Consider the following 15,086-nt stretch of genomic DNA (forward strand, 5'->3'; position numbering starts at 1 on the left):
AGCGCGATGCCGACGCCATTCGCGGCTGAAGCCGCTCCGGCAAGACCCCGTGCCTGCGCATGCGGCCCGCGGTTTCAGACCAGCGGCAGGCGGATGCGGGCCAGGAAACCCTGCGGCGCGTTCTCTTCGAGTTCCAGCCTGGCCGCGGCGCCATAGTGCAGTTGCAGCCGCTTGCGGACGTTGTCGAGCCCGGTGCCGCTGCCGGGCAGGTCGCTCACGCCGCGGCCGGTATCCGCCACCTCGAGCACCAGCTGGCCGCCGTCCTCGCGCGCCGCGATGCGCACCTCGCCGCCGGGCGGATGCGGCTCGATGCCGTGCTTGAGCGCGTTCTCGACCAGGGTCAGCAGCATCAGCGTCGGGACCTGCCGCGCCGCCAGCGCCTCGGGCAGCGCCAACTCGAAGCGCAGCCGCGCGCCCATGCGTGCCTGCATCACGCCGAGGTAGGCCGCGAGCAGGCGGAAATCGTCGGCCAGCGTGGTGCGTTCGGCGCGCAGATTGTCCATGCTGCCGCGCAGGAAGCGGATCAGGTCGGCCGCCAGCGCGGCGGCTTCGGGCGCCTTGCCCTCGGCGCGCTGCTGCAGCGCGCCGAGGGTATTGAACAGGAAATGCGGCTCGATCTGCGCCTGCAGCAGCTTCAGCTGCGATTCGGCCAGCTCGCGGCCGATGCGCTCGCGTTCGGCATCGGCCTGCAGCCGGGCCAGGAGGCCGGCCTGCTCGCGCTGGCGCAGGTAGACGAACAGGCCGGTCAGGCCGACCGCCGCCAGCATCAGCAGGGCCAGCGTCAGCGTGCCGATGCCGGCCGCCAGCAGCAGCGCGGAGACGTTGAGCCGCGCGCCTTCGCGCCAGGCGACCAGGGCGAAGCCGCAGACCAGGCCGAAGATGGCGAACAGCATCGAGAAGCCGAAATAGCGACCCATCGCGCCGAGGTACTTGCGGTAGCCGAACCAGACGTCGAGCGCGGCCAGCGCCAGGACCGGCGGCACCAGGCCGGCCATCCACCAGGCCATCGGCGCCGGCCAGCGCCAGCCGACGCGCAGGCCGACCGCCAGCTCGCCGGCCTGCTGCGGCAGGCCGACCGGATCGAGCACCACCATATGGACCGCCAGGATGGCCAGCGCGAGCGCCAGGCCCAGCCCGGCCAGCGTGGCCCAGGCGCGCGGCGAGCCGGCGAGCTGGTCCAGCCGGTCCAGGTCCGCCTGCTCGACCTGCGAGCGCGAACCGATCATCCAGGCGCTCATCGCATCCATGCGCAGGAACAGCCGGCTCAGCCGGCCATGCGGCTGCAGGGCGGCAGCGGCGGGGCGTTCAGCCTGCATGGCCGGCCTCCGCGGTGGTGGCCGGCCCGGCCAGCGGCAGGCGGATGCGGGCGACGAAACCCTGCGGCTCGTTCTCCTCGAGCTCCAGCCGCGCCGCGGCGCCGTACTGGAGCTGCAGCCGCTTGCGGATGTTGTCGAGCCCGGTGCCGCTGCCGGGCAGGTCGCTCAGGCCGCGGCCGCTATCGGCCACCTCCAGCACCAGCTGGCCGCCGTCCTCGCGCGCCGCGATGCGCACCTCGCCCCGGGCGGATGCGGCTCGATGCCGTGCTTGAGCGCGTTCTCGACCAGGGTCAGCAGCATCAGCGTCGGTACCTGCCGCGTCGCCAGCGCCTCGGGCAGCGCCAGCTCGAAGCGCAGCCGCTCGCCCATGCGCGCCTGCATCACGCCGAGGTAGGCCGCCGCCAGGCGGAAGTCGTCGCCCAGCGTGGTGCGCTCGGTGCGCAGGTTGTCCATGCTGCCGCGCAGGAAGCGGATCAGGTCGGCCGCCAGCGCGGCGGCTTCGGGCGCCCTGCCCTCGGCGCGCTGCTGCAAGGCGCCCAGCGTGTTGAACAGGAAGTGCGGCTCGATCTGCGCCTGCAGCAGCTTCAGCTGCGACTCGGCCAGTTCGCGGCCGAGCCGCTCGCGCTGGTTGTCGGCCTCGAGCTTGGCGATCTGCAGCGATTCCTCGCGGTTGCGCAGCCGCGCCGCCGAGCCGATGCCGGTCGCCGCCGCGATGGCGAACATCAGCACGAACAGGAATTCCTTGGCGGTGGTCTGCGACTTCTCGTGCGCCCCGCCAGTGCGGCCGGGCTGTAGCCGAACTTGAGCTGGATCGTCCGCTCGCCGTTGCCGCCCGTCTCGCTGGCTTGCGCGCCGGCCTCGAAGCCCTCGCGGAACTCGCCCCAGGCGCCGCGCCAGTCGAGCGCCAAGGCCAGGATGGCCAGCACCAGCAGGATCGACAGCAGGGTGCGCCAGCGCTCCAAGCGGCGGAAACCGATCCACAGCAGCCAGGTGACGGCCGGAATGGCGGCCAGCACGACCGCCGACTTCAGCCAGTAGGCCGACATCCCGGCGTCGAGGTTGCCGCCGTTGGAGACGTCGAGCGCAGCCCAGATCATGCCCAGCAGCAGCGACCCCCACAGCAGCAGGTGCAGCCAGCCCAGCGCGGTGGCCAGCAGGCCGACGCGCCGCCGCCACGGGTGCGCCGCCGGCAGGCCGAGCCAGAACCGCCACAGCCGCAATGCCACGGCGTAGAACAGCGCCGTCGTCGCGCCCCAGCCGATGAAGGCGACGTAGAGCGGGCGCGGCTTGGGCACCAGCAGCTTGACCAGCGGCAGGCCGACCACGGCGGCCAGCATGGCCAGCAGCAGCGCATAGCTGGCCCAGACCAGCCAGCTGCGGCTGCGGGAAGGGGCCGGCGGCGGCAGGCCGGCGGTTGCGGGATGGGGAGGAACGGGAAGCATCGCGGATTTCCTTCGGCGGATCGTGGCACGGTGACGCTCGCACTCTAGGGTGCCGCGCCGGCGCGGGCAGCCGCATTGCGATCGAGCCAGGGCATGGAGCGACGAACGACGAAACCGCAGCACCCAGTTCCGGCGGAGGCGCATGATGCCACCGGCCGCGGCCGGCCGGGGAGCGGCGGCCGGGACCGGCGAACGGGCCGGCGCGGCCTCCGGACGAGGGCACGCCTGTAGGAGCGGCTTCAGCCGCGAATGGCAACCGTGCAACGAAGGGAGGCGCAGGGGAATGGCGGCCGTGCCGGAACTGCCGGCGAGGCCGCTACGGGCAGCGGCGCCGCGCGTAGCCATTCGCGGCTGAAGCCGCTCCTACACGGATGGAATGGCGAGGAGCGCTGCCCGGGCGGCCGCTCAATCGTCGAGCAGCACCTCGCCGTTCGGCCCCCACCTCACCTGGGTGATGCCCGGCGATTCCGCTTCGAGCCGCGCCAGCAACGCCTCATGGTGCGACACCTTGGCCTGCTGGGCGCGCACCAGGTCGGCCAGGCGGCGGTTCTCCATCAGCAGCCGGCGCGTCTCCAGGCCCTGCAGCAGCGCGTGCCGGAGCTCGCCCTCGTGCCAGGGCTTGGCGACGAAGCGGAAGATCTGCGCCTCGTTGATCGCGCCGATCATGCCTTCCATGTCGGCGAAGCCGGACAGGATGATGCGGACCGCGTCCTTCTGCTTGGCGCGGAAGAACAGCAGGAATTCGACGCCGGTCATGTCCGGCATGCGGTAGTCCGAGATCACCGCGTCGTAGGCCTTGACCTCGGCCGACTGCAGCGCGGCGACCGGGTCGGAGAAGCAGTCGACCGACAGCGGCACCCGCTCGCCGGCTTCATCGGTCAGGCCGTTCAGGCTGCGGCGCACTGCGTTGAGGATGCCCGGTTCGTCGTCCACCACCAGGATGTGGTACATCGCGTCTCCTCCAGCTGCGGCGCCGGCTGCGGGATCGGCCGCGGCGACGCCTGGCGGTTGGGCCGCCCCGGCGGCTAGGCCGCCGGTTCTTCGGTCTTGTAGATGTAGATCGGCAGCGGCTGCCGCGCGCTGCGTTCGAACGAGTGGATCTGCTCGATCAGGCGGTCGTCCAGCGCGTAGTCGCGCGCCAGCAGCAGCATGCCGCCCTGGGTGCTCAGGTCGCGCGCCAGCACCATGCCGACCTTGAGCTCGGCCGACTTGACGGCGACCTCGGCGCGCGGCGGTTCGGCCGGCTTGGCGCCGAGCAGCTTGGCGAAGGCGGCGACCACCTTGGGATCGTAGCGCTTGCCGCTCTGCGCCAGGATCGCGCGGGCAGCGTCGTCGCGGCCGAGCGAGCGCTCCTCCAGCGTGCCGTTCTGCAGCGAGAAGAAATCGTTGGCCAGCGCCAGGATGCGCGAGCCGAGCGGGATCTGCTCGAGCGCCAGGCCGTCCGGATGGCCCTTGCCGTCGTAGCGCTCGCGGTGGTGGCGGATCAGGTGGGCCGGCTTCTGCAGCTGTTCCAGCGCCATCAGCGCGGCCTGGGCGTTGACCGGGTGCTTCTCGAACTCGGCGCGCTCGGCGGCGCTCAGCTGCACGTAGGGCGTCTGGATCAGCTTGTCGGGCAGGCCCAGCTTGCCGATCGCGTGCAAGAGGCCGGCCACCATCACCTCCTGCGCCTCCATTTCGGTCAGGCCCAGCTCGCGCGCGATCTGGCGCGCCAGGTCGGCCACCTGGCGCGAATGGCCGGCGATGGCGCCGCCGCGCATCTCGATCAGCGAGGTGAACACCTTGATCGAGGTGACGAAACCCTTCTTCAGGCTCTCGTGCGCGCTGTTGAGCTGGGCCATGGTGCGCTGCAGCTCGGCGGTGCGCTCGCGCACCTTCTGCTCCAGCCCGCTGTTGAGCTCGACCAGCTCGCGGTTCTGCCGGTGGACCAGCTTCTCCAGCCGCGCCTTCTCGTCGCGCAGCCCCTTCACCATCAGCGCACCCTGCACCACGGTGACGAATTCGTCGTCGTTCCAGGGCTTGAGCAGATAGCGGTAGATCTCGCCGGTGTTGATCGCCTGCATCGTGTCGTTCACGTCGGCGTAGCCGGTCAGGATGATGCGCATCACGTCGGGCCAGCGCTGCCGCACGATGCACAGCAGCTCGGCGCCGGTCTGCTCGGGCATGCGCATGTCGGACACCACCAGGTCGACCGGATTGGCCTCGAGGTAGGCCAGCGCCTCGCGGCCGCTGCCGGCGGTGACCACGTCGAAGTCGCGGCCGCGGAACAGCCGGCGCATGGCGGACAGGATATTGGCCTCGTCGTCGACGAACATGACGACCGGCCGCGTAGCGGCCGGGGGCGTCGTAGCGGCCGGGGGTGCGGCGGCCGCGGACGGGCCGGCCGCCGGCGCAACGGCCGGAGGAGCCGCCGCGCCCTGCGAGCGGGCGCCCGGATCGTCTGCGGGATCGGGTGTCGTCACGTCCATGGTTTCCCCCGGAGCGGCTCGGCCTTGTGCCTGTCGTGGGCGGCGCCGTACCGCCGGTCGCCGCATGCATCCATTCGATACAGGTATAGCGGGTCCGGGCCCGCGGCGCGACCCCGCCGCCGGGCCGCGGCCCGGTATCGGGTCGACCAGGCCGGCGCGCAGGCGTTCCGGCCGGCCGCCGTCGGCCCCATCACGACGGCACCGGCTCGGCCGCCTGGTCGAGCTCGGCCGCCGCGATCGGGATGCGCAGCGTGAAGCAGCTGCCGCGGCCGACCTCGCTGTCGACCGAGATGTCGCCGTGCATGCGCTTCATGATGCCGAAGGCCAGCGACAGGCCCAGGCCGGTGCCGGTGCCGACCGGCTTGGTGGTGAAGAACGGGTCGAAGATGCGCGTCAGGTTCTCGGCCGGGATGCCGCAGCCGTCGTCGCGGATCTCGATGTAGACGTTGTCCGCGTCGCGCCGAGTGCGCACCACGATGCGGCCGAACTTCTCGATCGCGTGGGCGGCGTTCACCAGCAGGTTGAGCACCACCTGGTTGAGTTGCGAGCCGAGCACCTTGATGCGCGGCAGCTCGGCGTAGTCGCGCTCGACCTCGGCCTTGTACTTGATCTCGTTGCGCACGATGTTGAGCGTGCTGTCGATCGACCGGTTGAGGTCGACCGCCACCCATTCGCCCGAATCGACGTGGGAGAAGTCCTTCAGGTCCTGCACGATCTTCTTCACCCGCTCGATGCCCTCGCTCGACTCCTGCAGCAGCACCGGCAGATCCTCGCCGAGGTAGGCCAGGTCGAAGCGCTCGACGATCTCGCGGTGCTGTTCGGCCGTGACCGCGTCGAGCGCGCGGTAGGCGTCGAGCGCGCCGAACAGCTTGGCGGTGTAGTCCTGCAGCGCACCGAGGTTGGAATTGACGAAGCCGATCGGGTTGTTGATCTCGTGCGCCACGCCGGCGGCGAGCTGGCCGATCGAGGCCAGCTTCTCGGCCTGGATCAGCTGGTTCTGCGCCGCCTCGAGCCGCTCGATCAGCCGCGCCTGGTGCTCGGTCTTCTCCTCGAGCTGGCGCTCCATCCGCCGCCGCGCCTCGACCTCCTCGACCAGCTGCTTGTTGGTCTCCTTCAGCGTGAAGGTCTTGGAGCGGATGCGCAGGTCCATCTGCGCCATGTTCTCGAACAGGTAGTTGAGCCGGTCGGCGACGCGGCTGAACTCGTCCTCGCCGTGCACCGGCAGGCGCAGGTCCCAGTCGTGCAGGTCGTTGATCTGGTCCAGCCCCTGGTACAGCTCCTCGATGGCCTGGCGGAACCCGCGCGTGAGCAGCCCGATCAGCCAGGCGCCGAGCAGCGCGGTGCCGAGGCCGACGCCCAGCATCCGCAGCCGCGTCTCGTCGGCCGTCAGCTCGCCCTCGAGGCCGGACTGCGCCAGCAGGGCCGACAGCAGGAGCCCGCACAGGCAGGTGCCGAGCAAGACGTAGAACCGCATCTGCAGCCCCATCCGGCGAGGCAGCCGCCGCGGCGCCGGGTTCTTCGGGCGGGACTGCTCAGCCATGGCGCTCGCGCTCCGCCGCATAGCGCACGAAGGCCTCGGCCACCGTGGCGGTCAGCTCGCCGTCGTCCCACGGCTTGGTCAGGAACTTGTAGATGGCGCCGCGGTTGATCGCCTCGGTCACCGTCTGCAGATCGGTGTAGCCGGACAGGATCATGCGGATGGTGGCCGGGTACATGTCCTTGACCCGGTTGAGGAATTCGGTGCCGCTGAGCTCGGCCATGCGCTGGTCGGCCACGATCACGCCGACCTCGTGGGTGGCCAGCAGCTCGAACGCCTCGGTCGGGCTGGTGGTGGCCAGGATGCGGTAGTCGCCGTTGCGCAGCACGCGCTTGAGCGCCGCCAGCACATTGGGCTCGTCGTCGAGCAGCAAGAGCGTGTTCGGCACCTTGTTGCGCCGCCACGAGGCCAGCGTGGTGCGGTCGGCCAAGAGGCTGGCGCAGGCCTCGGGCACCAGCGGCCGGCTGAAGAAGAAGCCCTGGATCAGGTCGCAGCCGGCATCGGCCAGCAAGGCCAGTTGGCCCTCGGTTTCGACCCCCTCGGCCACCACTTCGAGGCCGAGCTGGTGGGCGATCGCCACCACCGTGCGCGAGATCGCCAGGTCGTCCGGATCGGTGGTGATGTCGCTGACGAAGCTGCGGTCGATCTTGAGCTTGTCGACCGGGAAGCGCTTGAGATAGCTGAGATTGCAATAGCCGGTGCCGAAGTCGTCGATCGACAGGTGCACGCCCATCGCGCGCAACTGCTCCATCACCGCGATGGTGGCGGCCGGCGCATGCATCGAGGTCGATTCGGTCAGCTCCAGCTCCAGCCATTGCGGATCGAGCCCGCTCAGGTCGAGCGCACGGCGCACGCTGTCGATCAGGTCCGGCTGGGCCCATTGCGCCGCGGCCAGGTTGACCGCCACGGTGATGTGGGGCAGCCCGGCGCGCTGCCACGCCGCGGCCTGGCGGCAGGCCGCCAGCAGCACCCGTTCGCCGAGCGCGATGATCAGGCCGCAGGCCTCGGCCATCGGGATGAACTGCAGCGGCGGGATCAGCCCGAGCCGCGGATGGCGCCAGCGCACCAGCGCCTCGATCGCCACGATGCGGCCGTTGGCGAGGCTCGCCTGCGGCTGGTAGTGCAGCTCGAGCTGGCCCTCGTCCTGCAGCGCCTCGTGCAGCTCGGCCTCCAGCAGCAGCCGCTGGTGCGCCTCGTCCGACAGGATGGGCTGGTAGAACTGGGCGCCGCTGCTCTGGTCGAGCACCGCGCGGTGCAGCGCGGCCTCGGCCGCCTGCAGCGAGAAATCCGGGTCCATGCCCGGCTCGTGCAGCGCCACGCCGAGATAGGCCGGCAGGAAGAATTCGCGCTCGTCGAGCCGGTAGGGCTGGCGCAACTGGTCGAGCAGGCGCTGCAGCTGGCTCGGCAGCTCGCGCTCGTCGGCGCCTTCGAGCACCAGCGCGAAGCTGGCGTCGCCGACCCGCGACAGCCAGTCGCCGGCCTGCTGCCAGCCGAGCAGGCGGCGCGACACCTCGCGCAGCAGCTGGTTGCCGGTGGCGACGCCGAGGCTGTCGCGCACCTCGGGCAGCCGCTCGACCCCGATCAGCACCAGCGCATGGCGCTCGTCGGCCACCACGGCCGCGTCCTCGGCCGTGGCCTGGGCCAACCGGTGGCGCAGCAGCTCGCGATTGGGCAGGCCGGTGACGTGGTCGTAGTGGCGCAGGAAATGCGCCTGCTGCTCGGCGACCTCCTGCTCGGTCACGTCGATGCCGGCCAGCACCGCGTACTCGCTGGCCGAACCGAGCCGCGGCAGCCGGCCGGCCGACCACAGCACGCGGCGGCGGCCGCCCAGCGTGGTGCGCCACGGCACCGGGTCGTCGCCCGCCTCGCCCAGCCGGGCGAACTGGCTGCGCAGGCCGTCCATCTCCTCGGCCGCGGCGAACAGGCTCCAGCAGTCGCGGCCGGCGGCCTTGTCCTGGCTCAGGCCGATCGCGCTCTCGGCGGCCGGGTTGAGCCGGGTGATGCGGCCGGCCTGGTCGAGCACCACGATCAGCGCGCCGGTGGTGCCGAGCACCGCGCGCAAGAGCTGGCGCTCGTGCTCCAGCTCGCGCTGGGTGCGGACCTGGTCGCGCAGCGCATCGTGCTCGGCCAGCGCGCGCAGCACCACCGCCGGCAGCCGCGGCAGGCTCTGCTTGAGCACGTAGTCGGTGGCGCCGGTGCGCAGCGTCTCGACCGCCCGCTCCTCGCCGAGCGAGCCGGTGAGGAACACGAACGGCGTCTCCGGCGCCATCTCGCGCCGGATCAGCAGCGCCGAGAAGCCGTCGAACTGCGGCAGCGTGTAATCGGCCAGGATGATGTCGGGCTCGAACTCGGCCAGCGCCGCGCGGTAGCCCGGCTCGTCCGAGACGTGGCGCACCTCGAGCGCCAGCCCGGCGCGCACCAGCACGTCGCAGGCCAGCTCGACGTCGACCAGCACGTCCTCCAGCAGCAGGATCTTGATCAGCGAGCGCTCCATCTCAGGCATCCGGCGGGTGGAATGCGGGCGGCGCGTCCGCGTTCGTCATCGGCAGGGCGAAGTGGAAGGCTGCGCCGGCGTCGCGCTGGCCCTCGGCCCAGACCCGGCCGCCGTGCCGCGCGATCACCCGCGACACGCTGGCGAGGCCGATGCCGTCGCCGGGGAAATCGTCGACCGCGTGCAGGCGCTGGAACACGCCGAACAGCCGGCCGGCGTAGCGCATGTCGAAGCCGATGCCGTTGTCGCGCACGCGGTAGACGCACTCGTGGCCGCTGCACCAGCCGTCGACCATGATGCGCGGCAGCGCGCGGTGGGCGCTGAACTTGATCGCGTTGTCCAGCAGGTGCAGCCAGACCTGCTTGAGCAGGATGCGATCGCACGTCGCCGGCGGCAGCGCGTCGAGCTGAAACTCGCCGTGGAATTTGGGCCCGATGTCGAGCCAGGCGTCGCGCACCAGCTCGCCCATCTCGATCCGGGTCGGCGCCATGCGCTGGCGGGTCAGCCGCGACAGCGCCAGCAGCTTGTCGAACAGCCGGCCGAGCGTGCGGCCGCTCTCGCGCACCACGCCGAGCAGGCGCTTGTCCTCTTCGTCGAGCCGCTCGCCGGCGCGGCGCGCCAGCATGTCGGCGAAGCCGTCGACCGCGCGCAGCGGCGCGCGCAGGTCGTGGGTGACGGTGTAGCTGAGGCTTTCGAGCTCGTGGCCGATCTCGGTGATCTCGCGCTCGAGACCGCGCATGCGGTCGTTCAGCTCGGCCACCGTGCGCTCGGCGCGGCGCTGGCCGGTCAGCTCGCGGCCGCCGAGCACCACGCCGCCGGCCTCGCCCTCGGCGGTCGGCAAGGGGCTGGCACTGATCTCGTAACTGCGCCGGTCGCCCGCCTCGCCGAACTCGACCAGCGCGCTCTGGCTCTCGCCCTCGAGCGCATGCGCCAGCAGGCGCGGCAGCAACGTGTCGCCGAGCGCGTCGGCATAGCCGGCGAGGCCGGACAGCGCGTTCCAGGCACGGTTGGCCACCAGCAGGCGGCAGGCCGAATCGAACACCGCGATCGGATCCGCACTGCCGTTGAGCACGTCGACCAGCATGGCGGCGTTGCCGCGCAGCGATGCGGCGGCGGGAGGCGGGAGCGCCTGCTCGTCGCGGTTCATGCCGCCCTCCCGGAAACAGGCCGGTTCGATGCTGCGGGGTAACCGCCCGCCCCGGGACGAACCAGTCGGCGCTCGGATTTCGCGCCGGACCCATCGGCAATCTCGGCCATGACCTTCCTCTCTCCTGTGGCTGCCGTTCCGCGCATCGCGCCCGGGCTCGGCCGGGCCGGCGCGGAGCGCCGACACGGTCCTTGCCGCCCGGAGGGAACGGTCCCTGTCTTCGGATACGACGCCCTCCATCTGGCGGGAAGGTCGGTCGGCCACCCCGGTCGCCACCGCTTCGCGGCGGCCCGCGCAGCTTGAGCGCGACCGGTCGGCCGGGCGCACCCGCATCGGGCCGCCCAAGTATCCAATCAAGTCGCCGGGAGCGATTTAGTCAAGGCCGATCTCGACCGAGGCGGCCGGCCCGGCTTGCCGGCATCGGCCGCGGCCCTTGCCGGCACGGGCATGCTGGCGGCGCGGCCGTTCGGCCGGCTGTAAGCGCTATCAGGTAACGCCGGCGGCGATACGGCCAGCCCGGCGAACGCCTTCCGACTGCAGCGCGGCGCATCGACGCGGCCGGCGCGATGCACGATGTCGGCATTCAAAGCACCGGCGAGCACTGCGAGGTCCCCGCCGGCGGCGGGGTGGAGAGATGGGAGTCGATCAGGAAGCGCCGCAGCCTCGGGTCTCGCAAATGGCGAGCGCCCGGGGTTCCCCGGGCGCCCGACTCGATCTCGACGCCGCCAGCGGGCGTCCATCGCGACCAGGCGCTACCCGCCCGTCTGCGACATGAAGCGCACGATCTTGTCCGGCCGTTCGCGGAATTCATGGCGCTCGGGCTTGAGCTCGATCGCCCGGCGGATGGCGGCCTCGAGTTCGGCGTCGTCGGCGCCGCCGCGCAGCAGCGGGCGGAATTCGAATTTCTCTTCCTGGCCCAGGCACAGGTAGAGCGTGCCGTCGACCGCCAGCCGCACGCGGTTGCAGCTGGCGCAGAAGTGCTGCGAGATCGGCGTGATGAAGCCGACGCAGCCCGAGCCGTCGCGGCGCTGCCAGTAGCGCGCCGGGCCGCCGCCGAGCTCGAGCGCGGCCGGCACCAGGTCGAAGCGCCGCGCCAGCCGTTCGCGCAGCGGGCCGAGCTCGAGCTGGCCGCTGGCGCGGCCGGTGGCGCCGACCGGCATGGTCTCGATCAGCCGCAGGATGAAGCCGCGGTCGAGGCAGAAGGCCGCCATGTCCTCGACCTCGTCGTCGTTGACGCCGCCCTGCACCACCATGTTGATCTTGATCGGATCGAAGCCGGCCGCCTCGGCGGCGGCGATGCCGGCCAGCACGCGCGCATGGCTGTCGCGGCCGGCGATGGCGGCATGGCGCTCGGCGCGCAGGGTATCGAGGCTGATGTTGAGGCGCCGCACGCCGGCCGCGCGCAAGGCGGCGGCGTGGCGGTCGAGCTGGGTGGCGTTGGTCGACAGCGACAGGTCGTCGACGCCGGACAAGGCGGCCAGCCGGCCGGCCAGGACGGGCAGGTCGCGCCGCAGCAGCGGCTCGCCGCCGGTCAGCCGCACGCGGCCGACGCCGAGGCGGGCGAAGGCGCCGACCAGCCGCTCGATCTCGTCGAAGGTCAGCCAGTCGGCCGGCTCCTCGAAACCGCTGAAGCCCTTGGGCATGCAGTAGCTGCAGCGCAGGTCGCAGCGGTCGGTGACCGACAGCCGCAGGTAGCGCAGCGTGCGTCCGTAGCGGTCCTGTAATGGCATCGCGACCTCTCTCGAAAGCGTGAAACGTGATTCGCCGCTGCGCGGCCTCGGTGAAACATGGCGCGGCGAACCACCGTGTAGGAGCGGCTTTAGCCGCGAATGGTGGTACGCCGGCCATTCGCGGCTAAAGCCGCTCCTACATCGGATACCGACCTACGGCGGCCTGGACTGCCCGCGGATCGGGTAGGTCGGGCTTTACGCCAGACCTACCCGATCCGCACGGCTTCGGTGAAACGTGCTGAAACGTGGTGCGGCGCCGCCGCACCTGAAACCGGCCGCCGCGCAGCGGCTGCCCCACGTTTCACACTTCACCTTTCACGTTTCACCCGCCCGACCAATACGCTGCTCGCCGAGCCTAGAAATGCGCCTCGAGCTGCAACTGCGGCGTCCGCGTCGTCTTGCTGGTGGTGAACGCGTCCGACACCACGCCATACTTGTTCTTCCAGTACTGATAGCCGACGCCGGCGTGCCAGGTGCCCTTGGGGCCGACGCCGAGCGCGCCGAGGTCGAGCATGTAGGCGGCTTCCAGCAGCGTCTCGGTGCCGGTCTCGGCGGCGAAGCCGTCCTTGCCCTTCTTGCCGGTCTGGGTCAGGAAGCCCTTGAAGCTGCCCGGCCCGAGCGGAATGCCCCAGGCGGCGCTCAGCATGTAGGCGGTGTCGAAGCTGACCTTGTTGCCCGAGCAGTTGGGCGGCAGGCAGAGGATGCCGTTGTGGTTGGTCTCGCGCGAGGCGTAGAGGCCGACGTCGAAGAAGCCCGGCACGTCGAAGCTCAGCGTCGGGCCCAGCACCAGCACGCGCGGCCGCGCGCCGATCTGGTTGTTCTTGCTGCCCATGTTGAAGCCGGCGGTGATGCCGACGTCGCGCACCGGGCCGAAGGCGATCTTGTCGCCGCTGACCTTGGACAGCGACAGCGTGTGGCGGTAGACCGCGTAGATCTCCTGCGCGCCGTCGCTGCCCGTGCCGCCGGACGGGTCGTTGCTGTCCGACATCAGGAAATCGACGTTGAAGAAGTTGCTGCCGTACTTGTAGCCGCTGGCATGGCTCAGCGAGACGGTGTTGAGGCGGGTCTTCTTCTCGGCCATGTCGGCGCCCTTGCCGCCGGGCATGTAGTAGCCGGTGCCGTAGCGGTAGCCGAGCCAGGTGTCGCTCCAGTCGGCGGCCCGGGCGATGCCGGTGGATGCGGCCAGCGCGAGCGCGGCGGCCAGGAGGGTACGGGTCTCTCTCATCGTTCTTTCCTTGCGGATGGTTGGCACTGCCGACGACGAGCCCCTGGCCGCCGCCGTATTCCGGCCCGCCTGCGAGGAGGGAGCCGTAAATATCATATATTTCCAACCACGACAGATCCGAGAACGTGCGCACGCGGGCCGGCCATCGCGAGGTCCGGCCGCGCGCGCCGGGAGCCCTACACCTTCTGCACGTCGAGCCCCAGGAGGCTCGCCAGGTTGTTGTTCGCCTCGCTGCCGTCGAGATCGAGCTTCTCTTCCTGGTGCGACAGGTGCTCGTCCATGATCGCGATGGCGCGGGCACGGTCGCCCGCCTCGATCGCGTCGAGGATGTCGGAATGCTCCTTGAGCGCGCAGGACGGCGAGTCGACGCCGCGGAAATAGAGCATCACCAGCGGCGTGCGCGCCACCAGCTCTTCCAGGAAGGCCGCCAGCACGCTGTTGCCCGCCACCCGCGCCAGCTCGCGGTGGAATTCCACCGACAGCATCAGCGCCTGGCGCAGCTCGCCGCGTCGATAGGCGTCCTGCTCCTTCTCCACGTTGGCGCGCAGCGTCGCCAGCGACGGCCGGTCCTTGCGCTCCAGCAGCACGCCGAGGATGGCCGCCTCGATGGCCCGCCGCGCGGCGAACAGGTCGCGCGATTCGGCCACCGTCGGCGTCGCGACGAAGACGCCGCGGTTGGGGAAGTGCTCCACCAGCCGGCTCATCTCCAGCCGCGCCAGCGCCTGGCGCACCACGCTGCGGTTGACGCCGAAGGTGTCGGCCAGCGCCTGCTCCTTGAGCTGGGTACCCGGCGTCAGCCGCTGCGTCAGGACCGCGTTGCGCAAGGTCTCGTAGATCTGGTCGACGTCGCGCAGCCCGCCATCCTCGCCGGCCGGCGCCATCTCGGCCGCCACCGGGTTCTCCCTGGCCTTCTTCGGCCTGCCCTTCCGCTTCACAGCGGTTTTCGTCTCTTCACTGTCGAACATGTCGTGTATTCCTGCGGAAAGACTACGAAACGAACCATTCATAGTCAACAAAATATGAATTCTTTGTTGACAATTTCACACATCAATCGCCACCAAAATGACCGTCCAGCGATCCCGCCCTGTCCGCCCGACGGGCCGCCCGCAAGCGATTCGACGGCCTACACTGGAACCAGCGCGAAACGGCCCCGGCGCAACGGCCATCGGGCCCGCGCCGGATCGGGCCGGTACAGGCGCGACGCGCGCCAGGCCGAATCTTACCGCAGCGCGCCGGCGGCGCGGCAGAGCTGGCCGTGGGAAGCGGACGCAACAATTGTTGATAAAATGAAGATTACATTGTTGACAATCAAAACCTCGGGTAGCACGATAGCCCCAGCACGACGACTGAACCCATCAAGACAAAAGAGGAGACGCAGATGGGACGACTCACCACCCATGTGCTCGACACCGCCAACGGCACCCCGGGCCGCGCCATGCGCATCGATCTGTATGCGCTCGACGGCGAGGCGCGCCGGCTGATCAAGCGGATCGAGACCAACCACGACGGCCGTTGCGATGCGCCGCTGCTCGAGGGCGGCGATTTCGCGGCCGGCGTGTACGAGCTGGTGTTCCATGTCGGCGCCTATTACGAAGACCTCGGCGCGGCGCTGCCGCAGCCGGCCTTTGTCGATCAGGTGCCGCTGCGCTTCGGCGTGGCCGATGCCGGCCAGCACTACCACGTGCCGCTGCTGGTGTCGCCGTGGTCCTATTCCACCTACCGCGGGAGCTGAC

Annotated in this window: 13 protein-coding genes; 1 reads left to right on the forward strand and 12 read right to left on the reverse strand. The window is 70.7% G+C overall.

All coding sequences use genetic code 11. The features are described 5' to 3' along the window. Positions 1-74: 74 nt before the first annotated feature. From H9L41_RS12725 to H9L41_RS12780, 12 genes are all read right to left on the reverse strand, one after another. Complete coding sequence (locus H9L41_RS12725) at positions 75-1,316, reverse strand: sensor histidine kinase (RefSeq protein WP_051319179.1); 1,242 nt, start codon at positions 1,314-1,316, stop codon at positions 75-77. Further along, entirely contained in the window at positions 1,306-1,551 is a 246-nt protein-coding gene (locus H9L41_RS12730; RefSeq protein WP_506256280.1) for a hypothetical protein, read from the reverse strand. Before H9L41_RS12730 ends, H9L41_RS12725 begins: the two co-directional genes overlap by 11 nt. Beyond that, positions 1,482-2,039 (reverse strand): sensor histidine kinase, encoded by a 558-nt coding sequence (locus H9L41_RS12735; RefSeq protein WP_265584052.1) that lies wholly within the window; start codon positions 2,037-2,039, stop codon positions 1,482-1,484. Before H9L41_RS12735 ends, H9L41_RS12730 begins: the two co-directional genes overlap by 70 nt. After that, positions 2,039-2,758 (reverse strand): hypothetical protein, encoded by a 720-nt coding sequence (locus tag H9L41_RS12740; protein ID WP_187523387.1) that lies wholly within the window; start codon positions 2,756-2,758, stop codon positions 2,039-2,041. The genes H9L41_RS12735 and H9L41_RS12740 overlap by 1 nt, the downstream gene beginning before the upstream one ends. A gap of 405 nt (positions 2,759-3,163) precedes the next feature. After that, on the reverse strand, positions 3,164-3,709 hold the full coding sequence (locus H9L41_RS12745; protein ID WP_028446979.1) for a response regulator: 546 nt from the start codon (positions 3,707-3,709) through the stop codon (positions 3,164-3,166). 74 nt (positions 3,710-3,783) lie between these two features. Beyond that, positions 3,784-5,070 carry a response regulator c-di-GMP phosphodiesterase, NosR family gene (nosR, locus tag H9L41_RS12750; RefSeq protein ID WP_034607411.1) on the reverse strand — a complete coding sequence of 429 codons (1,287 nt, stop codon included), beginning with the start codon at positions 5,068-5,070 and terminating at the stop codon, positions 3,784-3,786. A 343-nt stretch (positions 5,071-5,413) separates the two neighbouring features. Next, positions 5,414-6,763, reverse strand: coding sequence for an ATP-binding protein (locus tag H9L41_RS12755; RefSeq protein WP_245589232.1), 1,350 nt, complete (start codon positions 6,761-6,763; stop codon positions 5,414-5,416). After that, a complete protein-coding gene (locus H9L41_RS12760) occupies positions 6,756-9,254 on the reverse strand; it encodes an EAL domain-containing protein (RefSeq protein WP_034607410.1) in 2,499 nt (832 codons plus the stop codon). Before H9L41_RS12760 ends, H9L41_RS12755 begins: the two co-directional genes overlap by 8 nt. Position 9,255: 1 nt before the next feature. Beyond that, positions 9,256-10,398, reverse strand: coding sequence for a sensor histidine kinase (locus tag H9L41_RS12765; RefSeq protein ID WP_051319176.1), 1,143 nt, complete (start codon positions 10,396-10,398; stop codon positions 9,256-9,258). A gap of 752 nt (positions 10,399-11,150) precedes the next feature. Then, positions 11,151-12,128, reverse strand: a complete 978-nt coding sequence (gene moaA, locus H9L41_RS12770; protein WP_028446978.1) for a GTP 3',8-cyclase MoaA — start codon at positions 12,126-12,128, stop codon at positions 11,151-11,153. A 355-nt stretch (positions 12,129-12,483) separates the two neighbouring features. After that, positions 12,484-13,353, reverse strand: coding sequence for a hypothetical protein (locus H9L41_RS12775; RefSeq protein ID WP_034607409.1), 870 nt, complete (start codon positions 13,351-13,353; stop codon positions 12,484-12,486). Between the two features lie 176 nt (positions 13,354-13,529). Beyond that, positions 13,530-14,318, reverse strand: coding sequence for a GntR family transcriptional regulator (locus H9L41_RS12780; RefSeq protein WP_051319175.1), 789 nt, complete (start codon positions 14,316-14,318; stop codon positions 13,530-13,532). 413 nt (positions 14,319-14,731) lie between these two features. Here H9L41_RS12780 and uraH point away from each other — a divergent pair, with 413 nt between their 5' ends. Beyond that, the gene (gene uraH / locus H9L41_RS12785; protein ID WP_028446976.1) at positions 14,732-15,085 is read left to right on the forward strand and encodes a hydroxyisourate hydrolase; all 354 of its coding nucleotides are present in this window, start codon (positions 14,732-14,734) and stop codon (positions 15,083-15,085) included. Position 15,086: the final 1 nt, after the last annotated feature.

Source organism: Chitinimonas koreensis (assembly GCF_014353015.1).
Lineage (GTDB): Bacteria > Pseudomonadota > Gammaproteobacteria > Burkholderiales > Chitinimonadaceae > Chitinimonas > Chitinimonas koreensis.